This is a genomic window from Paracoccus denitrificans, from assembly GCF_900100045.1.
In the GTDB taxonomy this organism is placed as follows: Bacteria; Pseudomonadota; Alphaproteobacteria; order Rhodobacterales; family Rhodobacteraceae; genus Paracoccus; species Paracoccus denitrificans.
In genome coordinates, this window is the sequence record NZ_FNEA01000023.1 from 24,854 (window position 1) to 46,798 (window position 21,945).

The window sequence follows — 21,945 nt, forward strand, 5'->3', positions numbered from 1 at the left end:
CTCGGATTGAGCATAAGACTTTCAGCGATTCCTTGAAAGAGGCGGGTTGAAGCCATGCCATATCTTGAAAGTCTGCGGGTTTTCGTCCGCGTGGTCGAGCTGGGCTCGATCACCGCCGGCGGTCGCGACCTGCGCATGTCGCCGGCGGTCGCCTCGAACCGGATCAAGGATCTGGAGACGCGATACGGGGTACGGCTGCTCAATCGCACCACGCGCAAGCTGGTGCCGACCGAGGTGGGGCGCGCCTTCTACGACAATGCTCGCCGGGTGATCGAGACGCTGGACGAGGCCGAGGCGGTGGTCTCGGGCTTTTCCGGCATGCCGCATGGCGCCTTGCGGGTGACGGCGCCGCTGGGCCTGGGGCGGCGGCTGATCGCGCCGCTGGTGCCGAAGTTCTGCGACGAATATCCGGGGGTCGAGGTGCGGCTGCGGCTATCGGACCGCAACGTGGACATCATCGCGGACGGGATCGACCTGGCCTTCTTCCTGGGCGAGCCGCAGGATTCGGCGCTGAAATGGCGGCGGATCGCGGAATGCCGGCGGGTGCTGGTGGCGACCCCGGCCTATCTGGAGCAGCACGGCCGCCCCGAGCGTCCCGAGGACCTGACCGCGCATAACTGCCTGCTGCTGCGCTATCCGCGCAGCCCGGAATATTACTGGGTGCTGCAAACCCCCGAGGGGCCGCAGAAAATGCTGGTGAACGGCAAGTTCGACGCCGATGACGGCGACGTGCTCAGCGCCTGGGCGCTGGGGGGCAGGGGGATCGTCAACCGCCCGCGCTACGAGGTGGCCGAACATCTCGCCTCGGGGCGGCTGGTCGAGGTGCTGCCGGAATACCCGCCGACCCCTTCGCAATTCGGGGTGCTGACGCCGCATCGGCGCCTGCAGGATCCCAAGGTGCGGCTGTTTGCGGATTTCATCGCCCGCGAGGTGCGGGGGATGTTCGCCTGAGGAGCGGCAGGCCGGCCACGGCGGGGGTGAGGCCGTTCCCCGATCCCCGCAGGGCGGGTGCCGTCAGCGTGCCGTCGCCAGCGCCAGCCCGTCCACCACGGCGGTAAAGGCTTCCGAGCGGCGCAGCTGCGCGCCGGGGCAAAGCCGCAGCGCCTCTTCGGCGACCAGGCCCATCAGGCTGGAGCCGCCGACCAGGATCACGCTGCCGACCTGGGCCGGCGCGATCCCGGCCAGCCGCAGCGTCTCGGCGGCGGCCTCGCGCAGATCGGCGCGATAGCCCGACAGCGCCGCGTCCAGCGATGCGGGCGAGATCGGCGGCGCCAGCCCCGGCTCGACGAAGCCCATGGCGATCCGTGCGCCCTCGCCGGCATTGGCGGCGATCTTGCCGCGCTCGACGGCAAAGGCCAGCTCATGGCCCAACTCTTCGTCCAGCACCGTGACAAGGCGCACCATCGCGGCGCGGTCCACCGCCATGCGGGCCATGTCGGCGGCCATGCGCCGCGTCTCGGGGACGTACAGAAAGGGGATCTTCGCCCAGGTCGCCAGATCGACATAGATCGCATTCGGCACCGGCAAGAGCCCCGTGCCCATCGCGCGCCGCAGTTCCCCGCCATGGCCCAGCACCGGCATGGCATGGCTCAGCGAGACCTGCTGGTCGAAATCCGTGCCGCCCAGCCGGATGCCGTGATTGGCCAGGATCTGCAAGCCGTCGCCCCGGCTGCGGAAGGCCGAGAAATCCGAGGTGCCGCCGCCGATATCGACAATCAACCCGATCTCGCCCGCCCGGCCAAGGCCGTGGCTGGCCAGCGCCGCCGCCTCGGGCTCGGGCAGGAAGGCGACCTCGTCGAAGCCCGCCGCCAGATAGCAGCCGCGCAGGTCGGCCTGGGCCTGCGCGTCGCGCCCGGGGTCGTTCGAGTGGAAATGCACCGGCCGGCCGGAAAGCGCGCCGCGAAAGCCTTGGCCCGTCGCCGCCTCGGCCCGCTCGCGCAGGGTGGTAAGGAAGGCGGCGACGATCTCGGCCAGCGTGCGGCGCTTGCCGGCGATCAGCCGCGATTCGTGGAAAAGCGCAGTGCCCAGCACGCTTTTCAGCGCCCGCATGTAGCGGCCCTCGGCCCCTTCGGTCAGTGCCTCGGCCGCCGCTGTGCCGATGCGCATGGCGCCGCCGCGCGCCGGAAAGAACACGGCGGTCGGCAGGGTCTCGGTTCCCGGCTCGATGGCGATGCGCCGCACCCGACCGTCCTGCAGGATCGCGGCGGCCGAGTTCGAGGTTCCGAAATCGATGGCGAGCATGTCGTTGCGCATTTCCGTGCCCCTGTCCGCAAAGGCCGGGCTGGTAGCCCTTTGCGCGGCAGGGTGCAAGCGGGGTCAGAGCATCCCGACCAGCGCCCGCGCGCCGGCAAGCCCGGCCGCCAGCGCCATGACGCCAAGCGCCAGGCCGCGATAATGCCGCGCCTCCAGCCGCAGAAACAGCCGCCCGCCGACCCATGTGCCCGAGACCAGCAGGGGCAAAAGCGCGAGGCTGAGCCCCAGCGTGGCGAGGTCCACCGCCCCGGCGACCGCCAGTCCCGGCAGGGTGATGAGCGCCGAGACGAAGAAGAAGATCATCATCGAGGCGCGGGCGCGGGCGACCGGGGTGCCGCTGGCGACGAAATAGGCCACCGTGGGCGGGCCGGGCATCGCGGCAAGGCTGCCGAACAGGCCCGACAGCACCCCGGCGGCCAGCGTCACGCCGGGGCCCGGCGCCACGCGGCGCTGCGGCTGGCGCAGCATCATGCCAAGTCCGGCCAGCGAGATCGCCGCGATGGCGAGCCGCCCGGCATCGGGGTCGAACAGCGCCAGCGCTGCGATGCCGAAGGGCATCCCCAGCATCGAGCCCAGCGACAGCCGCAGCACGGCTGCGCGGTCATAGCTGCCGTGCAGGTGCAGCAGGTCGTGAAAGCCGATCATCACCTGCAGCAGGATGGTGCTGGCCACCGCCATGCGGGGCTCGATGATCAGCGACATCAGCGGCACCGCCGCCAGCGCGAAGCCAAAGCCGGTCAGGCCGCGCAGGATGGCTGCGCCGAAGACGGCCGCGGCGATGGGCAGGAACCAGAGCAGCATGTTCTCTTGCAGGCAGGTAAGGCGATCCCGCGCCTTGGGACACGGGAGAACGCGCCTGCCTTAGCCGGCGTGCCGGCCGGCGTCCAGACCGGGTCCGGCCGGCGGCCCGCATGGTGTGGCCCGATGGGAACGGGCCGGTCCTGCCCGGCCCCGTCCCTCGGCGATCAGGCGCGATGCGCCCGCCAATGGTCGATGCCGGCCTGCGCCACCGCCTGGTCCTGGGCCGGCGTGCCGGACGAGACGCCGATGCCGCCGACGGTCTGGCCGTCGTGATCGACCGGCAACCCGCCGCCCACCACCATCAGCCGCCCGCCGATGGCCGAGGAGATGCCCCAGGCCGGCGCGCCCGGCTGGCTGGCGGCGCCGTATTCATGCGTGGCCTTGCGCGCGGCCGCGGCGGTGAACGCCTTGTCGACGGCGATGGTGGCCGATGTCACCTTGCCGCCATCCATGCGCGAAAAGGCCAGAAGCTGGCCGCTTTCGTCGGTGACGGCGATGCACATGGGCACGCCGATCTCGCGGGCATGGGCCTCGGCGCCGGCGATCAGCAGGCGCGCATCCGCCTGGTCCAGTCGGGTGATGGTCAGCATGGTTCTTCCTCCTCCTAGTCGAAATCGTTCACTCGGCCGGTGCTGCGCCCGGGCCGGCGCCTTGCGGGTCGGGTTGGCGCAGGGCACCGCGATAGCTGGCCGGCGACAGGCGCAGCGCCAGGACGCAGACCGCCAGCACGGCGGCAAGATGCATCGTCCAGCCGGGGGTGAAGCTGCCGGTCAGGTCGTGCAGCAGCGCCAGAAGCCAGGGCGGGATCGCGGCCAGCAGGAAGCCTCCGCCCTGCATCAGCGCCGCCAGCGCCCCGGCCTGCGCCGGATCGGGCAGGTGGTCCAGCGCCACGATCATCATCAGCGAAAAGCAGCCGCCAAGCCCGGCGCCCAGCAGGAAGGCGATGGGATAGGGTGCGGCCTCGGGGCGCAGGACCAGCATGGCGAAGCCCAGCGCCTGCATCGCAAGGCAGATCCCCAGCCACGGCCGCCGGTCGCTGCCGCGGCTGGCCAGGACCGGCGTGACCAGCGCCGAGACGGCTTGTCCCACCGCCAGCACCGCCAGCAGCCCGCCGCTGGCGCCCGCCGACCAGCCCAGGTCCTGGAATGCGGGCGCAAGCCAGGCGACGGACGAGGAATAGCCGCCGTTGATCAACCCGAAGCAGGCCATCAGCAGCCAGACCCGCGGCAGGCGCAGCCAGCGCCACAGTCCTTGCCCGCTGCCCTGCGGCTTGCGCGGCTCGCGCGGCAGGGCCAGCGCGACCAGCAGCGCGGTCAGTGCGGCGGGCAGGGCCAGCCAGCCAAGCGCCAGCCGCCAGCTTCCCGACCAGGCGGCGATCAGCGGCGCGGCCTGCGCGCCGAAGGCGCCGCCGCCCATCATCATCGCGGCGTAAAGCCCCATGGCCAGGTTGATGCCGCGCGGGAACTCGCGCTTGATGATGGTGGGAAACACCGCCTGCACCACCGCCGCGCCCACGCCTAGCAGCACGGCCGAGCCCAGCATGTCCAGCGCCGAATGCGCCCCGAGCCGCAGGCCCGAGCCCAGGCTCAGCACCAGCAGCGCCAGCACGGCGGCGCGTTTCGCGCCCAGCCGCGCCTGGATCGCCGGCCCGAGAAAGGCCCCGGCCCCCATCAGCAGGATCGGCAGCAGCGTCAGGGCCGACAGGCCCTGCATGGAAAGGCCGGTTTCGGCCGAGATCGGCGTCGCGACGGGGCCGACCCCGGTCAGGAACGGCCGCAGCGCCAGCCCGACCATGGCCACCACGGCCAGCATCAGCGGCTGCCTGTTCGCCTTCACGCCCGCTCCTGCCGTGCTTTCCAGTCGGCATAAAGATCGCCGGCGCCCTCGGGCCGCACGGGCAGGTGGCGGATGGCGATGGATTGCTGGTCGAGGGGCCTGGCCAGTTCTTCGTAAAGCGCGGCCGTGGACAGGCCGTAGGGTGCGCCGTCCTGGTTCGAATAGGCGTAATGCACCTTGGTCACGCCGGCCAGCCGCATGGCCGCCAGGCACATGGGGCAGGGCTGGCCGCTGGCATGGACCACGCAGGCCGAAAGATCGGGCGAGCCCAGCCGCAGCGCGGCGGCACGCAGCGCCACCAGTTCGGCATGGGCGGTCGGGTCATGGGTGGCGACGGTTTCGTTGACGCCGGTGGCCAGCACCTCGCCGTCCCGCACCACCACCGCGCCAAAGGGCCGGCCGCCAGCCTGCACGTTGCGATGCGCCAGCATCACCGCCTGCTCCAGATAGTGCTTCGCCTGATCGGACATCGCCCCTCACTTCACCTTGCGCCGGCGGCGACCAGCCGCGCCGCGATCGCGTCGAACCCCATGCGGCGGGCATGGGCCAGCGGCGAGACCCCCTCGCCATCGGGCAGGTTCACATCGGCGCCCCCTGCGATCAGCAGATCGACGATCTGCTGCTGGCGTGGGCCACCGTCGCTCAGGATGATCGCCTCCAGCAGCGCGGTCCAGCCCAGCCGGTTGACGTGATCGACATCGACGCCGGCTTCGATCAGGCGGCGGACGGTCTCGACATGGCCGCGCTCGGCCGCCGGGATCAGCGCCGTGCCGCCGAAGCGGTTGGTGCTGGCCAGATCGGCGCCATGCGCCAGCGACAGTTCAAGGATTTCCAGATGCCCACGCGCCCCGGCATAGAGATAGGGGCTGTCGTGGATGGCATCCCTGGCGTTCACGTCGGCACCGGCCTCGATCAGCGCCCGCGCCGCCTCGACCCGGTCGGCATGGGTCGCCACCAGCAGCGGCGTGCGCCCCTTTGCGTCGCGCAGGTCCACGGGCGCTCCACGCGCCAGAAGCGTGCGGATGGCCGAGGCATCGCCATCGGCGGCGGCGGTGAACAGGGCGGTCTCGTGCATGGTCTGCGCCTGGCCGGGCAAGGGGCCGGACAAGCCCAGGAAGAATGCGAAAAGGATCGCCGATAGCCTGCGCATGACCTGCCTTGCTGCTGCGATCCGGCCCGGCGGCGCGACCCGCACACCAGGGAAAGGATCGGTCCGACGCAGGCTATCGCGGCAATGCGGCAAAAATAATCCACGATATTTATATACTGTTTCAATACTTCATATGGTAATATGCGCAAAACCGGGGCGGAGGGCTTGCAGGACGCCGCCTGCTCCCTTATCGGCGGATGGCCGCGGATATGCGCGGCCTCCCCGCAGGCCATGGACTATACGCCGGACGCGCATTGTGGCTTGATGGATCAATCTGAAATTGCCGGAGACGCGCGATGGCATCCGTTCTCATCAACCTTCTGATCTTTGCCGCGCTGATTGTCGTGCTGGTCCGCCTCCAGGGCGGGCAGCTCTCGCTGTCGGTGCGGGTCTTCATCGCCCTGATCCTGGGCACGCTGTTCGGGATCGGGCTGCAACTCGTCCATGGCAACGGCTCGCCGGTGCTGCAGACCACGATCGACTGGATCAACGTGGCCGGCAACGGCTATGTGCAGCTGCTGCAGATGGTGGTGATGCCGCTGGTCTTCGCGGCGATCCTCAGCGCGGTGGCGCGGCTGCACGACGCTTCGGCGCTTGGCCGGATCTCGGTGCTGACGCTGGGCACGCTGCTCATCACCACCGCCATAGCGGCCTTCGTGGGCGTGGTGATGTCGCTGGCCTTCGGCCTGACCGCCGAGGGACTGGCCCAGGGCGCGGCCGAGACCGCCCGGCTGACCACGCTGGAGACCAGCTATGCCCCCCGGGTCGCCGACCTGACGGTGCCGCAGCTGCTCTTGTCCTTCATCCCGAAGAACCCCTTCGCCGACCTGACCGGGGCCAACCCGACCTCGATCATCGCGGTGGTGGTCTTTGCCGCCTTCCTGGGTGTCGCGGCCATCCGCCTGCTGCGCCGCGATCCCGAAAAGGGCCGCAGCCTGCTGGGCCTGATCGACATCCTGCAAGCCTGGATCAGCCAACTGGTGCGGCTGATCATGGTGCTGACCCCCTATGGCGTCATGGCGCTGATGACCAAGATGGCGGCGACCTCGAACGCGGCCGACATCCTGAACCTGGGCAAGTTCGTCGTCGCCTCCTATCTGGGGCTGGCGATCATGTTCGTGGTCCATGCCGTGCTGCTGAGCCTGACCGGGGTGAACCCGCTGACCTTCTTCCGCAAGATCGTCCCGGCGCTGACCTTCGCCTTCTCCAGCCGCTCCAGCGCCGCGACCATCCCGCTCAATGTCGAGATCCAGACCCGCCGGCTGGGCGTGCCGCAGACCATCGCCTCGTTCTCGGCCTCCTTCGGGGCGACCATCGGCCAGAACGGCTGTGCCGGGCTCTATCCGGCGATGCTGGCGGTGATGGTGGCGCCGACGGTCGGCATCAACCCGCTGGACCCGGCCTGGATCATGACGCTCTTGGCCATCGTCACGCTGTCCTCGGCCGGGGTCGCGGGCGTGGGCGGGGGCGCGACCATGGCGGCGCTGATCGTGCTGCCGGCCATGGGCCTGCCGGTGACGCTGGTGGCGCTGCTGATCTCGGTCGAGCCGCTGATCGACATGGGCCGCACGGCGCTGAACGTCTCGGGCTCGATGACGGCGGGCACCGTCACCTCGCAGATCCTCGGCCAGACCGACAAGGCGGTCCTGCAAAGCCGCGAAGAGCGCAGCCTGCAAAACGCCTGACGACGCGCCCGGCGCCGCCCGTCCCGCGCGGCGCCGGCTTCTTCGTTCCCCAAATACTCATGCGGCGGCGCGCCCTGTCGCCGCCTCAGCCGAATGCGTCCCGCACCGGGCTTTGCGACAGTGCCACCAGCTTCTCGCGAAGTCGCATCGCCAAGGGCGACAAGGGCCGGCGCTTCAGGTCCAGCAGGTAATAGGGCGAGACGCGGATCTCATGCGGCACTTGCAGCACGGCGAAACCCGCCCCGACCGGCGGCCGGATCAGCAGTTCCGCCACCTCCTCGGACATCGGCGCCACGGCATCGCCCTGCGCCAGATAGGCGATGGTCAGAAGCAGCGAGGGGCTGTTGACGATGTTTCTCGGCTCGGACAGCCCGACATCGGCAAAGGCCGCCAGCGCCGCCTCGCGGATCGGGGCGCCGCGTTGCTGCATGATCCATTCCTGGCCGGCAAGCTCGGTCAGCGTGACCGAGGGCGAGCGGCTCAGCGGATGGCTGGCCCGCACCAGGAAGGCCACCTTCTCGTCCCGCATCGGCAGGATGTTGAAATCCCGGCTGTCGAATTCCGGCAAGATGCGGGCCAGCACGAAATCCATCTCTTCGGCCGCCAGGTGCAGCAGCAATTCGCGCGAAGGCATGACATCGACGGTGATGTCGGCCTCGGGCGCGCCCTGCTTGATCTCGCGGATGGCCGAGACGAGGTAGCTGACCGCCGGCCCGGTCACCGCGCCCACGCGCAGCGCGCCGCCGAACCCCTCGCGCAGCGCCTGCACGTCCGAGGCCATGCTGGACATCTCGCGCAGGATGACGCGGGCGCGGCGCAGCACGGTGCGGCCGATCTCGGTCGGCTCCATGCCCTTGGGCTGGCGCAGGAACAGTTGCGCGCCGATCTGGTTCTCGATCTCGGCCAGCATGCGCGAGGCGGCGGGCTGGGTCATGCCGATCCGCTCGGCCGCCAGTTGCAGCTGGCCGGTTTCGGCGATCTGCTGGATCAGCCGCAATTGGGCGGGTTTCAGCATCAGGCGGGCGGGCGGGAATGGCATGACGATTCCGATATGCAAATTGCAAGCGATGTAATTTTACCATCATGTCCTTTCATGGCTAGATCAAGCCCGACCGTCAGGAGGGGACGGGGATGCGGCCGCGCCGCGGGCCCATTCCCCGCGTCCTGACCGATCGCTGAGGGGGGCTGCCATGTTTCTGTCGCAATTGCTTTTGCCGGATGGCGGCCGTGCGGTGGCCTTGCGTGACGGCGATGCCGCGCATCTGGTTCCGGGCGTGGACAGCACCCGCGCCCTGGCGCTGGCCGCCATCGCCGCCGGGCGCGGGCTGGCCGACGAGGCTGCGCACCGCGGCCAAGGCGCGGCGGTGGACCTGGCCGCCGCGCTTGCCGAGGGGCGGGTTCTGCCGCCCGTGGACCATCCCGACCCGGCGCATCTGCATCTGACCGGCACCGGGCTCACGCATCTGGGCTCGGCCGCGACACGGGACGCGATGCATGGCGCGCCCGATGCGGGCGAGCTGACCGACAGCATGAAGATGTTCCGCATGGGGCTGGAGGGCGGCAAGCCGCGCCCGGGCGAGGTGGGCGTGCAGCCGGAATGGTTCTACAAGGGTAACGGCCATGCGGTGGCGGCGCCGGGCGCGGCGCTGGCCTCGCCCGACTTCGCGCTGGACGCGGGCGAGGAGCCCGAGATCGCCGGGCTCTACCTGATCGGCCCGGACGGCACGCCCTTTCGCCTGGGCTTTGCGCTTGGCAACGAGTTCTCGGACCATGTGACCGAGCGCGGCAACTACCTGTGGCTCGCGCATTCCAAGCTGCGGCCGGCCAGCTTCGGCCCCGAGATGCTGCTGGGCGATCTGCCGCAGCATGTCGAGGGCACCAGCCGCATCCTGCGCGACGGGGCGGTGCTTTGGGAAAGGCCCTTCCTGTCGGGCGAGGCGAACATGAGCCACAGCATCGCCAACCTGGAGCACCACCATTTCAAATATCCGCTGTTCCGGCAGCCGGGCGACATGCATGTGCATTTCTTCGGCACCGCCACGCTGTCCTTTGCCGACGGCATCCGCTGCCGGCCGGGCGACGTGTTCCAGGTCGAGGCGCCCGCGCTGGGCCTGCCGCTGCAAAACCCGCTGGCGGCCGGGGCCGACCTGCCGGCCCGCATCGAGGTGCTGTGATGACGCGACCCTTCACCCCCGCGCCCTGGCCGCGCAAGCTGCGCTCGCAGCATTGGTATGGCGGCAATTCGCGGGACACGATCTATCATCGAGGATGGTTGAAGAATCAGGGCTATCCCCATGATCTGTTTGACGGAAGGCCGGTGATCGGCATCCTGAACACCTGGTCGGACCTGACGCCCTGCAACGGCCATCTGCGCGAACTGGCCGAGAAGGTGAAGGCGGGCGTCTGGGAGGCCGGAGGCTTTCCGCTGGAGGTGCCGGTGTTTTCGGCCAGCGAGAACAGCTATCGCCCGACCGCGATGATGTATCGCAACCTTGCCGCCATGGCGGTCGAGGAGGCGATGCGCGGCCAGCCCATCGACGGCGCCGTGCTGCTGGTCGGCTGCGACAAGACCACGCCCAGCCTGCTGATGGGGGCGGCCTCGACCGACATCCCCTCGATCGTCGTTACCGGCGGGCCGATGCTGAACGGCTGGTTCCGGGGCGAGCGCATCGGCTCGGGCACGCATCTGTGGAAATTCTCTGAAGCCGTGAAGGCGGGAGAGATGACGCAGGCCGAGTTCCTCGAGGCCGAGGCGAGCATGTCGCGGTCCTCGGGCACCTGCAACACCATGGGCACCGCCTCGACCATGGCCAGCATGGCCGAGGCGCTGGGGATGGCGCTGTCGGGCAATGCCGCGATCCCGGCGGTCGACTCGCGCCGCCGCGTCATGGCGCAGTTGACCGGCCGGCGCATCGTGCAGATGGTCAAGGACGACCTGAAGCCCAGCGACATCCTGACCCGCGCCGCCTTCGAGAATGCGATCCGCACCAACGGCGCCATCGGCGGCTCGACCAATGCGGTGATCCACCTGCTGGCCCTGGCGGGCCGGGTCGGGATCGACCTGACGCTGGACGACTGGGACCGGTTGGGCCGCGACGTGCCGACCATCGTGAACCTGATGCCCTCGGGCCGGTACCTGATGGAAGAATTCTTCTATGCCGGTGGATTGCCGGCGGTTCTTCAGAGATTGGGAGAAGCCGGGCTGCTCGATCGCGAGGCGCTGACCGTCTCGGGCCGCACGATCTGGGAAGAGGTGCGCGAGGCCCGGAACTGGAACGAGGACGTCATCCTGCCCGCCGACCGGCCGCTGACCGAACAGGGCGGCATCGCGGTGCTGCGCGGCAACCTGGCGCCGGGCGGGGCGGTGCTGAAGCCCTCGGCCGCCAGCCCGCATCTGCTGGTGCATCGCGGCCGCGCGGTGGTCTTCGAGGATATCGACGATTACAAGGCCCGCATCGAGGACGAGGCGCTGGACATCGACGAGACCTGCATCATGGTGCTGAAGATGTGCGGCCCGCGCGGCTATCCGGGCATGGCCGAGGTCGGCAACATGGGCCTGCCGCCCAAGGTGCTGAGGAAGGGCATCACCGACATGGTGCGCATCTCGGACGCGCGCATGTCGGGCACCGCCTATGGCACCGTGGTGCTGCATGCCTCGCCCGAGGCGGCGCGGGGCGGGCCGCTGGCCGTGGTGCGCGACGGCGACATGATCGAGCTGGACGTGCCGAACCGGCGGCTGCACCTGGACGTGCCGGAGACCGAGATCGCCCGCCGCCTCGCCGATTGGCGGAACCCGGCGCCAAGGCCGCCCGGCGGCTATGCGCAACTGTTCCACGACCATGTCGAGGGGGCCGAGACCGGGGCGGATTTCGACTTCCTGCGCGGCTGCCGCGGCCGCGAGGTCGGAAAGGACAGCCACTGATGCGGATCGCGCTTGCCGGTATCGGAAAGATCGCGCTGGACCAGCATGTTCCGGCCATTTCCTCATCCCCGGACTGGGCGCTTGCGGCCACCGTCTCGCGCCATGGCGGTCTCGAGGGCGTGGAGAACTTTGCCCGTATCGACCAGATGCTGGCGGCCCGGCCCGACATTTCCGTGGTCTCGCTCTGCCTGCCGCCGGTGCCGCGTTTCGCCATGGCCCAGGCGGCGCTGCGGGCGGGCCGCCATGTTATGCTGGAAAAGCCGCCCGGTGCAACGCTGGCCGAGGTGCATGTCCTGCGCGATCTGGCGCGCGCGCAGGGGGTCAGCCTCTATGCCACCTGGCATTCGCGCGAGGCGCAGGCGGTGGCGGCCGCCAGGGCGTGGCTGGCCGGCCGCGTGATCCACGAGGGTCGCATCACCTGGCGCGAGGACGTGCGGGTCTGGCATCCCGGCCAGGATTGGATCTTCGAGGCCGGTGGCATGGGCGTCTTCGATCCCGGCATCAACGCGCTGTCGATCCTGACCCATATCCTGCCCGAGCCGGTGCATGTCACCGAGGCCGAGCTGGATTTCCCCGAGAACCGCCAGGCCCCCATCGCCGCGCGCCTGGCGCTGTCGGGAAACATCGCCGCCGATTTCGACTTCCGCCAGCAGGGCCCGCAGACCTGGGACATGGAATTCGTCACCGACGCCGGCCGCCTCGCGCTGCGCCTGGGCGGCAATGTGCTGGAGATCGACGGCCGGCCCGCGGGCGGCGCGGGCACGATCATGGGCGAATATCCCGCGCTTTACGCGCGTATGGCGGATCTGGTGCGCAAGGGTGCATCCGACGTCGACCTAGCCCCCATGGTGCTGGTCGCCGACGCCTTCACCCGCGGGCGGCGGAATCTCGTGGAAAAATTCGAGTTTTGATTCGCATCGCGGATCGCCTTGGCTTCCGTGCGGGCGGCTTCACGCCGGCACGGTCTCGGGCGCGGTTTCGAAGGCGCGGGCGATCTCGGCCTCGGAGCAGCCATTGGCCAGCATTGCCGCTAGCAGGATGCGCGCCTGCCCGGGCCGCAGCAGCCGGGCATGGATGGCGCCCGCGCGCCGCATGTCATGGCCGCCCCCGCCGCCGCCATAGATCGGCGACAGCAGGCCTTCGGGCACGCGGCTGGACACCACCACCATCACCCCTTGCGCCCGGGCGCGCGAGATGGCTGCGACCAGTTCGGGCGTGGCATTGCCCGAACCCAGGGCCGAGACCACGATGCCCTGCGCGCCGGCGGCAAGGCTGGCCTCGAGATGCAGCCCGTCGCTGCCGGGATGGGTGGCGACGATGTCGACGCGCAAGCCGTCGACCGGGGCCGGCAGCGGACGGGTGACGGTCGCGCCCTCGTCGGCCACGCGGCGGAAGGCGTCGGGCGCGTCCGAGGTGAACTTGTAAAGCCCCCAGACCGGCAGCACCCGGCCGCCGAAGGCCAGCGTCACGCCCCCCGGGCGCGGCGGCTGCAATGCGGTGCGGACGGCATCCGTCAGGTTGCGCGCCCCGTCCGAGCGCGGATGGTCCGAGGCGAATTGCGCCCCCGTGAACACCACCGGCTTGCGCGGCGCATGCTGCAATTGCACCAGCAGCGCGGTCTCTTCCATCGCATCGGTGCCGTGCAACGCGACGATGCCGGCGATGCGGGGATCGGCCAGTTCGGTCGCCACCGCATCGCTGATGCGCTGCATGTCGGCCAGCGTCAGGCTGGCGGAGTCCTTGGCCAGCACCTCCTGCGGACGCAAATCGACCGCCATGGACGGCAGCAGCGCCAAAAGATCCTCGGCCCTCAGGCTGGGGCTTGCGGCGCCGTCCGCGCCGCGGCTGCTGGCGATGGTGCCGCCGGTGGCGAGCACCGCCAGCAGCGGGATCTGTCCGGTCCCGGTCACGACATGAGCCGCATGGTTCAGCAATCCCTCCCTTGCAGATCCTTGGCCGGACGGGCGCGCCCGCCTTGCCGCAATCTGTCTGACAGCTCGCGATAACCACAGCCGGCGACGGGGTCAAGCCGTCCCGCGCCCGCGCATGCATGATCTTGCGCACCGGGGCCGAAAGACGATGCTTCATTGCCGGGGCGGGGGCGAAACCGGAAGATCAGGAATTGGCGGGGCGCTGGCTGATGATCCAGGTCATCGCTTGCTCCACCTCGTGCAGGTGGTCGCGCATGGCGGTCCGCGCCTCGGTCTCGGAGCCGGCGGCGATGGCCTCGGCGATGCGGCGATGTTCGTGATTCGAGGTCACGCGGCGATCCGCCATCAGGTTCACCAGTTCGGACTGGCGCATCAGCGAGTCGCGGGAATCGGTGACGATGCGGGCGAACAGCCGGTTGCGGGCGGCCTCGGCGATCAGGCAGTGGAAATCGGAATCCAGCCGCACCCATTTCAGCGCATCCTCCTGCCGCTCCATGCTGTCGCAGAGCTGCAGGAGCCGGGCCATGTCCTCTTCGCTGCGGCGCAGGGCGGCCCAGCCGGCGGCGGGGATCTCGATGAAGGGGCGGGCCTCGATCAACTCGCGCGCCGAGTAGTTGCCATAGGCGAGTTCCGGCGCCTGCCGGTCCGAGATCACGAAGCTGCCGCTGCCGCTGCGGCTGCGCGTCAGACCCAGCGTCTGCAGCGAGCGCATGGCCTCGCGGATGATCGGGCGGCTGACGCCTTAATGCTCGGCCAGCTTGGCCTCGGAAGGCAGCCGGATGCCGACCGGCAAGCGGCCGGCCAATATCGCGCCTCGCAGATCCTCGAACACCGTCTCGGCGGCGTTTTTCCGACTGACCGGGCTCTTTTGGGACAACCAATCAGCCACCTTGTTCATGGCGCCAATGTTGCATGTCAGGCGCACCTGTCAAGCCATGCCTTCGGAGGCTGCGATTTTTACCAATACAGGATGGCCGCGCCGAGCAGTCCCAGCAGTCCGGCGACCTGCGCCATGAAAATCAGGTGATAGATCCTCATCCGCGTGCTCCGCGTTCAGAATCCGGGGGAAATCGCCTTTCATCCTGCCGGCGGCTGCGTGGCTTGGGAAGCCTGATTCCGGGCAGGCTGAACATTTATCAAGTCCCGGCCTTGCGGCCGCGCGGGGTTGCGCCCGTCCTTGCGGTATGGCAGTCAGGGTCGGCGGCGGCGAACGACCCTTGGCGCGATTCTGCGCCCAAACTCCCCATATCTGACACATCACAGGTTTTCCGATGCGTGATCCCCTGTTCCGCATGGCCCTGCTTCTTGGCCTGCTTTCCGCTGTCGGTCCGTTCGCGATCGACATGTATCTGCCCGCGCTGCCGCAGGTGGCCAGCGACCTGCACACCTCCGAGGCGGGCGCGGCATTGACGCTGACCTCGTATTTCATCGTCTTCGGCATTGCGCAGATGATCTATGGCCCGATGTCCGATGCGGTCGGGCGCAAGAGGCCGCTGGTGATCGGCGTGGCGATCTTTCTGGTTGCCACCGTGGCAGCGAGCCTGGCACCGACCATCGGCTGGCTGATCGCCGCTCGCGCCGTGCAGGGCCTGGGTGCCGCGACGCTGATGGCGGTGCCGCGCGCGGTGATTCGCGACATGGCGACCGGCCCCGCGGCGGCGAAGATGATGGCGGCGATCATGATCGTGATCTCGGTCTCGCCCATGCTGGCGCCGCTGACCGGCTCGGCGGTGATGGCCTGGGGCGGCTGGCGCGAGATCTTCGCCGTGCTCGCCGCCGCCGCGTTGCTGAGCCTGGCGCTGATCCTGTTCGTGCTGCCCGAGACCCTGCCGGCCGAGCGGCGCCGGCCCGTGCGGCTTGCCGCCATGGCGGCGGGGGCGCGGCGGCTGCTGACCGACCGCCGCTTTCTGGGCCTGACCATGATCGGCGGCTTCGGCATGGCCAGCTTCTTCGTGTTCCTGGCTTCGGCGAGCTTCGTCTATACGCGGCAATACGGGCTTAGCCCGACCGGGTTCTCGCTGGCCTTCGCGGTGAATGCGGTGGGCTTCTTCTCGGCCTCGCAATTCGCCGGCCGGCTGGCGGAGCGCTTTGGCATGGAGCGGGTGATCTCGCTGGCGATCACCGGCTTTGCCGGGCTGGCGCTGGTCCTGTCGCTGGTGGTGCTGGCGGGTTTCGACGGGCTGCCCGTGGTCATCGCCGGGCTGTTTCTGGCCAATGCCTGCCTGGGGCTGGTCATGCCGACGGCCATGGTCATGTCGCTGGACCCGCATCCCGACATCGCCGGGCTTGCCTCGTCGCTGGGCGGCACGATCCAGATGCTGACCGGCGGGCTGATGATCGCCGTGACCGGGCCGTTCCTGAACAACACCGCGGCGACCATGGTGCCGGCGATCGCGCTTTGCGCGGCGCTTGCCTGGGGGGCTGCGGCGGCCTCGCTGCCGCGGCTGCGCATCCTGGCCTGAGGGTTCAGCCCCAATAGGCGGCGGCGGTGAATTCGCGGCGGGACAGGCCGCGCGCGGCAAGCCGCCGCCGCGCCTCGCGGGCTTCATGCGCGGGGCCGGCGAACCAGACATGACGGTCCTGCGCCGCATCGAAGCCGGCGGCGTCCAGCGCGGCCAGCAGGTCGTCGCAGCGGCTGACGCGCGGGTCGCGGGCCAGTTCGGCCAGATCCGCGGGCGCGGCGCGCAGGACGGCCTGCACCTCGCCCCGCGCCTGGTCCAGCATCCGCGCGATGGCGGGCAGGGCGGTCTCGTCGCCAAAGAGCCACAGCCGGCCGGCTTCGGGGCAACCGCCGCCGCCGGGGCCGATCAGCCCGACCGGATCGCCGGGCCGGGCGCGATCCGCCCAGTCGCAGGTCGGGCTGTCCGCATGGCGGAAGATGTCGAAATCCACCCAGTCCCCGCGCTGCGCGGCGACGGTATAGACGGCGCGATGCGGCGCATCCGGCCCCTCGGGCCAGACGGTGCGGCCGCTGGCGGCGATGCGCGGCCAATGCGGCTTGCGCCCGGCCGGCGGCAGCAGCAGGCGGAAATGCAGCGAGCCTTCGCCGAAGCGGGCGGCATCCTCGCCCGAGACGCGGACGCGCAGGAAGCCGGGGGTGCGCGCCGCGACCCCGACCACCCGCATCAGCGACAGGCCGGGGGCCAGCGCGCCCTCGTCGACATTGTCCCAGCGGATGCTCAGGCCCTGCTCCTCGAACAGCGTGGTGGCGGTGTCCTGCAAATTGCCGATCAGCCGCCGCTCGGGCGCGCTGAGTTCAAGCCGGGCCGAGGCCCCGTCACGCACCAGCGCCAGCTCGCAGCCCCAAAGATGCAGCGCCAGGCTGTCGGGGGTCTCGATCAGGTCGATCTCCCATTCCGCGGCGCGGGCCTTGAGCGCGGCCGCCGCCGCCCCCGAGGCCGAGCCGAGGATCCCGGTGCTGCGATAGGGTCTGATCGGGAACATGGCAGGTCTTTCCGGCAGCCAGCATCGCGGCCGGATATATACCCAAGCGAAACTCTCGGCAATACGGTGCCTATGCCGCCCCCTCGCGGTCGAGCAAGGCGCGCTTGCGCGCCACGCCCCAGCGATAGCCCGACAGCGCGCCGTCGCTGCGCACGACGCGGTGGCAGGGGATGGCGACGGCGATCGGGTTCGCGGCGCAGGCTTGCGCCACGGCGCGGCTGGCCTGCGGCTCGCCGATGCGGCGGGCGATCTCGGCATAGCTGGCGGTGGTGCCGGGCGGAATCTGGCGCAGGGCCTGCCAGACGCGCTGCTGGAAGGCGGTGCCGCGGATGTCCAGCGGCAGGTCCAGCCCGATGCCCGGCGCCTCGATGAAGCCGACGATGCGGGCGACCAGCGCCTCGAATTCCGCGTCGCCGCCGATCAGGGTGGCTGCCGGAAAGCGGTCCTGGAAGTCGCGCAACAGCGCCTCGGGGTCGTCGCCAAGCGCGATGGCGCAGATGCCGCGGCGGCTTTGCGCGACCAGGATGGCGCCAAGCGCGCATTGTCCCAGCGCAAAGCGGATCTCGGCCCCCGCGCCGCCCTTGCGCCAGGCCGAGGGCGTCATGCCCAGCATCCCGTCGGCGCCTTCATAGAAGCGGCTGCTCGAGTTGAAGCCCGCCTCGTAGATCGCGCCGGTGACGCTGGCGCCTTGGGCCAGGCGGGCGCGCAGACGGCCGGCGCGATGTGCGGCGGCATAGGCGCGGGGCGTCAGCCCGATAATCGCCTTGAACTGGCGGTGAAAGTGGAACGGGCTCAGCCCCGCTGCCTCGGCCAGCGCCTGAAGGGTGGGCGGCGTCTCGGCCTGCTCGATCAGGCGACAGGCGGCGGCGACCAGCGCGGCATTGGCCTCGGCGGCCGATGCACCCCTGGGGTTGCAGCGCCGGCAGGGGCGAAAGCCCGCCGCCTCGGCCTGATCGGGCGAGGCGTAGAGGGTCACGTTCTGCGGCTTTGCCCGCCGCGACGGGCAGGAGGGGCGGCAATAGACCCCGGTGGTGCGCACGGCATAGACGAAGCTGCCGTCGGCCGCCGCGTCGCGCGCCAGCACCCGCTGCCAGCGCGGGTCGCTTTCGGTCGGGATCGGGGTGTGGTCCATGGCAGGAACCTTTCTGCTGCGTCATTCCTGCTATCATATCTAGGGCCGGCCGACGACCGCCGCACTCCGCCGCTTGCGGTCAAATCCGCGCTTTCAGGGGATGTTCAGCGCCGTATCCAGCAGGGTGTTGGGCTGGACCAGCGCCGCCAGCGCGGCGGGGTCGGTAATGGTGACGCGCATGCCGTCGATATGCACGCCATGGTCGCGCAGCGCCTTGAAGGCGCGCGACAGGCTTTCCGGCGTCATCCCCAGATACGAGGCCAGCAGCCGCTTTTCCTGCGGCAGCACGAAGCCCTGCGCGCCGCCGGTATCGAGCGATCTTTGCCACAGATAGGCGCCCAGCCTTTCGCGGGCGTTGCGCAGCTTGAGGTTCTTGGCATGGCGGACGAAGTTGCGATAGCCCTCGGAAAGCTCCTGCACCGTGGCCAGGGCAAAGCCGTGGTCGCGGGCAAAGGCGGCGCGCACGTCCACCGCCGGGATCAGCACGATGCGAGAGCGCCGCAAGGTGCGCGCCGACATCAGATAGGGCGCGTCGCGCATGCAGGCGGCCAGGATGAAGGTGGCGACCGGCTGGACCACGGCCATGGTGGTGTCGCGGTCCTGCCAGTTGGCGTAAAGCTCGACCGCGCCTTCCAGCACCACATGCAGGAAATTCGCGACCTCGCCCTGACGGATCAGTTCCAGTTGCGCGGGAAAGACCTGGTCATAGGCCGCATGCATCAGCGCGTCGAAGGCCGGGCTGGTCATGTTGCGAAACAGCGGCAGGTTGCGGATGTCGTTGCGGTCCTCTTCGCGCATATGGGTCGTCCTGCGTGGTGTTTGTGGAATCGGCGTCACGCTTGCAAAAATCTTGATTTAAGTCAATCATCAAATCAATATTTGTCACGAACAGTGGCGGCATATGCAGGCTGACGATTTGAGAAGTCACCAGATCGGACAGTGCAGAATCCAAATCCGGTCGGTTTTCCCGGGCCGGCCGGACAAAGTTGATCCAGATCAAACCTCGCGAAAGGGGCCCGTGCTGGGTGAGCGTCGAAACAGCGCGCGAAAGTCCCAATCGGAGCATCCGCCATGCCGGACCCAAGTTCCTTTCCCCCGATGCAGCAGCAAAAGGCGCTGTGGCTCAGCACCACCGCCTTCACGCTGTGCTTCGCCGTCTGGACGATCTTTTCCATCATCGGCATCACCATCAAGGAAGAGCTCGGCCTGACCGAGTTCGAATACGGTGTGCTGATCGCCACGCCCATCCTGACCGGCTCGCTGGTGCGGCTGATCCTGGGTGTCTGGACCGAACGCTATGGCGGGCGGCTGGTGTTTTCGCTGCAGATGCTGTTCACCGGCATCGCCACCTGGGCGCTGACCTGGGCCGAGAGCTATGCCGGCTTCCTGCTGGCCGCGCTGGGCGTGGGCATGGCGGGCGGCTCGTTCATCATCGGCGTCGCCTATGTCTCGAAATGGTTCCCGGCCCAGCGGCAGGGCACCGCGCTCGGCATCTTCGGCATGGGCAACGTGGGCGCGGCGGTGACCAAGTTCATCGCGCCCTTCATCCTGGTCGCCTGGGGCTGGCAGGCCGTGGCGCAGATCTGGGCGGTGGGCATCGCGCTGATGGGCGTGGTCTTCCTGCTGGTCGCCCGCGACGATCCCGATTTCGAGGCCCGCCGCGCCCAGGGCATCGCCGCGCCGACGCTGGCCGAGCAATTCGCGCCGCTGAAGAGGCTGCAGGTCTGGCGCTTCGCGCTTTACTATTTCTTCGTATTCGGCGGTTTCGTCGCCCTGGCGCTGTGGCTGCCGCATTACCTGACGCAGGTCTATGGCGTCGACCTGCGGGTCGCGGGCATGGCGGCGGCGGCCTTCAGCCTGTCGGCCAGCATCTTCCGCGCCTATGGCGGCGTGCTGTCGGACCGTTTCGGCGCGCGCACGGTGATGTATTGGACCTTCGGCTTCAGCGCCCTGTTCCTGTTCATGCTGTCCTATCCGCCGACCGACTATACCATCCGCGGCAAGGACGGGCTGATCTCGTTCTCGACCGAGATGGGGCTCTGGCCCTTCGTGGTCACGCTGTTCGCGCTGGGCTTCTTCATGAGCCTGGGCAAGGCTGCGATCTTCAAGCATATCCCGGTCTATTACCCGAACCATGTCGGGGCGGTCGGCGGGCTTGTCGGCATGATCGGCGGCCTGGGCGGCTTCATCCTGCCCATCGTCTTTGGCGCGCTTCTGGACCTGACCGGGATCTGGACCTCCAGCTTTGCGCTGCTGTTCCTGGTGGTCGTCGTCTCGATGGCCTGGATGCATCTGTCGATCCGCGCCATGGAGCGCCGCGCGCAGGGCCGGGCCCTGGACCGGCTGCCGAACTTTCCCGAACTGGCCGAGGTGCATGACCCCGAGCGCACGGTGATGCCGCGCGTGCTGGACGACTGGCGCCCCGAGAACCCGACCTTCTGGGCCGAGCAGGGCCGCAAGATCGCCAGGCGCAACCTGTGGATCTCGATCCCCGCCCTGACGCTGGCCTTCGCGGTCTGGATGGTCTGGTCGGTGGTGGTGGCCAAGCTGCCGCTGATCGGCTTCGACTTCACCCAGGACCAGCTGTTCTGGCTGGCGGCGCTGCCGGCGCTGTCCGGCGCCACGCTGCGCATCTTCTACAGCTTCATGGTGCCGATCTTTGGCGGGCGGCTGTGGACCACGCTGTCCACCGCCTCGCTGCTGATCCCGGCCATGGGCATCGGCTATGCGGTGCAGGATCCCTCGACGCCCTATCTGATCTTCGTGGTGCTGGCGCTGCTTTGCGGGCTGGGCGGCGCGAACTTCGCCTCGTCCATGGCCAATATCAGCTTCTTCTTCCCCAAGGCCGAAAAGGGCAACGCGCTGGGGCTGAACGCGGGCCTGGGCAACCTGGGCGTATCGCTGATGCAGTTCCTGGTGCCCATCGTCATCACCGCCGGCGTTTTCGGCGCCATGGGCGGCGCCCCGCAAGAGCTTTCGGACGGCGGGCGGCTGTGGATGCAGAACGCGGGCTTCGTCTGGGTGCCCTTCATCATCGCCTCGACCATCGCGGCATGGCTGGGCATGAACGACATCACCGATGCCCGCGCCAGCTTCCGCGAGCAGGCGGTGATCTTCACCCGCAAGCACAACTGGGTGATGTGCCTGCTCTATATCGGCACCTTCGGCAGCTTCATCGGCTATTCGGCGGGCTTTCCGCTGCTGACCGGCCTGGCCTTCCCGGACGTGAACGCGCTGCAATTCGTCTTTCTCGGCCCGCTGGTCGGTGCGCTCAGCCGCGCAGGAACGGGCTGGCTGTCCGACCGGGTCGGCGGCGGGCGGGTGACCTTCTGGGTCTTTGCCGGCATGATCGCCTCGGTGGGGCTGGTCATCGTCTCGCTGCAGGCGCTGTCCTTCTGGGGCTTCTTCGCGGGCTTCATGGCGCTGTTCTTCTTTACCGGGGTCGGCAATTCCTCGACCTTCCAGATGATCCCGGTGATCATGCGCAAGGAAGTCGCGCGGCTCGAGCCGCAGCTTTCGCCCGAGGATCGTCGCCGCCAGTCCGACCGCGAATCCGCCGCGATCATCGCCTTCACCAGCGCGATCGGCGCCTATGGCGGGTTCTTCATCCCCAAGGCTTACGGCAGCTCGATCGCCCTGACCGGATCGGCGCTTGGCGCGCTCTGGGCCTTCCTGGGCTTCTATGTGCTGTGCCTTGCCGTGACCTGGGTGTTCTACACCCGTCCGGGCGGCCTTCTGCACGACATCGAACGCGGCCGCGCCCCTTCCGGCGCCGCCACCCCCGCCTGACA

At 69.3% G+C, this 21,945-nt stretch carries 20 protein-coding genes; 7 read left to right on the plus strand and 13 right to left on the minus strand.

The features are described 5' to 3' along the window. Positions 1-54 precede the first annotated feature (54 nt). Complete coding sequence (locus tag BLT64_RS18650) at positions 55-951, plus strand: LysR family transcriptional regulator (RefSeq protein ID WP_011750485.1); 897 nt, start codon at positions 55-57, stop codon at positions 949-951. A gap of 63 nt (positions 952-1,014) precedes the next feature. Here BLT64_RS18650 and BLT64_RS18655 read toward each other — a convergent pair whose 3' ends face one another. The 6 genes from BLT64_RS18655 to BLT64_RS18680 all read right to left on the minus strand — a co-directional run bounded on the left by BLT64_RS18655 (position 1,015) and on the right by BLT64_RS18680 (position 6,040). After that, positions 1,015-2,253, minus strand: coding sequence for an Hsp70 family protein (locus BLT64_RS18655; RefSeq protein WP_011750484.1), 1,239 nt, complete (start codon positions 2,251-2,253; stop codon positions 1,015-1,017). 63 nt (positions 2,254-2,316) lie between these two features. Next, complete coding sequence (locus BLT64_RS18660; RefSeq protein WP_011750483.1) at positions 2,317-3,054, minus strand: sulfite exporter TauE/SafE family protein; 738 nt, start codon at positions 3,052-3,054, stop codon at positions 2,317-2,319. A gap of 164 nt (positions 3,055-3,218) precedes the next feature. Further along, entirely contained in the window at positions 3,219-3,644 is a 426-nt protein-coding gene (locus BLT64_RS18665; RefSeq protein WP_011750482.1) for a GlcG/HbpS family heme-binding protein, read from the minus strand. Between the two features lie 28 nt (positions 3,645-3,672). After that, a complete protein-coding gene (locus BLT64_RS18670; protein WP_011750481.1) occupies positions 3,673-4,890 on the minus strand; it encodes a cyanate transporter in 1,218 nt (405 codons plus the stop codon). Further along, positions 4,887-5,360: a nucleoside deaminase gene (locus BLT64_RS18675; protein WP_011750480.1), complete on the minus strand. Its 474-nt coding sequence runs from the start codon at positions 5,358-5,360 to the stop codon at positions 4,887-4,889. The genes BLT64_RS18670 and BLT64_RS18675 overlap by 4 nt, the downstream gene beginning before the upstream one ends. 11 nt (positions 5,361-5,371) lie before the next feature. Continuing rightward, entirely contained in the window at positions 5,372-6,040 is a 669-nt protein-coding gene (locus BLT64_RS18680) for an ankyrin repeat domain-containing protein (protein WP_049792410.1), read from the minus strand. Between the two features lie 296 nt (positions 6,041-6,336). Here BLT64_RS18680 and BLT64_RS18685 point away from each other — a divergent pair, with 296 nt between their 5' ends. After that, a complete protein-coding gene (locus BLT64_RS18685; protein ID WP_011750478.1) occupies positions 6,337-7,725 on the plus strand; it encodes an L-cystine transporter in 1,389 nt (462 codons plus the stop codon). 85 nt (positions 7,726-7,810) lie between these two features. Here the strand turns inward: BLT64_RS18685 and BLT64_RS18690 are convergent, their stop codons facing one another. Beyond that, positions 7,811-8,764: a LysR family transcriptional regulator gene (locus BLT64_RS18690; protein WP_011750477.1), complete on the minus strand. Its 954-nt coding sequence runs from the start codon at positions 8,762-8,764 to the stop codon at positions 7,811-7,813. 151 nt (positions 8,765-8,915) lie between these two features. Here BLT64_RS18690 and araD1 point away from each other — a divergent pair, with 151 nt between their 5' ends. Genes araD1 through BLT64_RS18705 form a run of 3 tightly spaced genes read left to right on the plus strand, consistent with a single transcriptional unit; the run spans position 8,916 to position 12,558 of the window. Continuing rightward, positions 8,916-9,899 (plus strand): AraD1 family protein, encoded by a 984-nt coding sequence (gene araD1, locus BLT64_RS18695; protein ID WP_011750476.1) that lies wholly within the window; start codon positions 8,916-8,918, stop codon positions 9,897-9,899. Then, positions 9,899-11,647, plus strand: a complete 1,749-nt coding sequence (gene araD, locus BLT64_RS18700; RefSeq protein ID WP_011750475.1) for an L-arabinonate dehydratase — start codon at positions 9,899-9,901, stop codon at positions 11,645-11,647. The genes araD1 and araD overlap by 1 nt, the downstream gene beginning before the upstream one ends. Continuing rightward, complete coding sequence (locus BLT64_RS18705; RefSeq protein ID WP_011750474.1) at positions 11,647-12,558, plus strand: Gfo/Idh/MocA family protein; 912 nt, start codon at positions 11,647-11,649, stop codon at positions 12,556-12,558. Before araD ends, BLT64_RS18705 begins: the two co-directional genes overlap by 1 nt. 39 nt (positions 12,559-12,597) lie before the next feature. On the opposite strand, the gene BLT64_RS18710 is transcribed toward BLT64_RS18705, so the two are convergent. From BLT64_RS18710 to BLT64_RS27750, 3 genes are all read right to left on the minus strand, one after another. Further along, positions 12,598-13,581 (minus strand): asparaginase, encoded by a 984-nt coding sequence (locus tag BLT64_RS18710; protein WP_011750473.1) that lies wholly within the window; start codon positions 13,579-13,581, stop codon positions 12,598-12,600. Positions 13,582-13,762: 181 nt separating this feature from the next. Beyond that, positions 13,763-14,290, minus strand: coding sequence for a FadR/GntR family transcriptional regulator (locus tag BLT64_RS18715; protein WP_011750472.1), 528 nt, complete (start codon positions 14,288-14,290; stop codon positions 13,763-13,765). 30 nt (positions 14,291-14,320) lie between these two features. Continuing rightward, positions 14,321-14,455 (minus strand): GntR family transcriptional regulator, encoded by a 135-nt coding sequence (locus BLT64_RS27750; RefSeq protein WP_232290567.1) that lies wholly within the window; start codon positions 14,453-14,455, stop codon positions 14,321-14,323. A gap of 394 nt (positions 14,456-14,849) precedes the next feature. Here BLT64_RS27750 and BLT64_RS18720 point away from each other — a divergent pair, with 394 nt between their 5' ends. Continuing rightward, positions 14,850-16,040: a multidrug effflux MFS transporter gene (locus BLT64_RS18720; protein WP_011750470.1), complete on the plus strand. Its 1,191-nt coding sequence runs from the start codon at positions 14,850-14,852 to the stop codon at positions 16,038-16,040. Positions 16,041-16,044: 4 nt separating this feature from the next. Here BLT64_RS18720 and BLT64_RS18725 read toward each other — a convergent pair whose 3' ends face one another. From BLT64_RS18725 to BLT64_RS18735, 3 genes are all read right to left on the minus strand, one after another. Then, positions 16,045-17,022 (minus strand): siderophore-interacting protein, encoded by a 978-nt coding sequence (locus tag BLT64_RS18725; RefSeq protein ID WP_011750469.1) that lies wholly within the window; start codon positions 17,020-17,022, stop codon positions 16,045-16,047. Positions 17,023-17,092: 70 nt separating this feature from the next. Then, on the minus strand, positions 17,093-18,154 hold the full coding sequence (gene ada / locus BLT64_RS18730) for a bifunctional DNA-binding transcriptional regulator/O6-methylguanine-DNA methyltransferase Ada (RefSeq protein ID WP_011750468.1): 1,062 nt from the start codon (positions 18,152-18,154) through the stop codon (positions 17,093-17,095). A 93-nt stretch (positions 18,155-18,247) separates the two neighbouring features. Then, a complete protein-coding gene (locus BLT64_RS18735) occupies positions 18,248-18,952 on the minus strand; it encodes a helix-turn-helix domain-containing protein (protein WP_011750467.1) in 705 nt (234 codons plus the stop codon). Between the two features lie 273 nt (positions 18,953-19,225). On the opposite strand from BLT64_RS18735, the gene BLT64_RS18740 reads away from it, so the two are divergent. After that, complete coding sequence (locus tag BLT64_RS18740; protein ID WP_011750466.1) at positions 19,226-21,943, plus strand: nitrate/nitrite transporter; 2,718 nt, start codon at positions 19,226-19,228, stop codon at positions 21,941-21,943. Positions 21,944-21,945 lie beyond the last annotated feature (2 nt).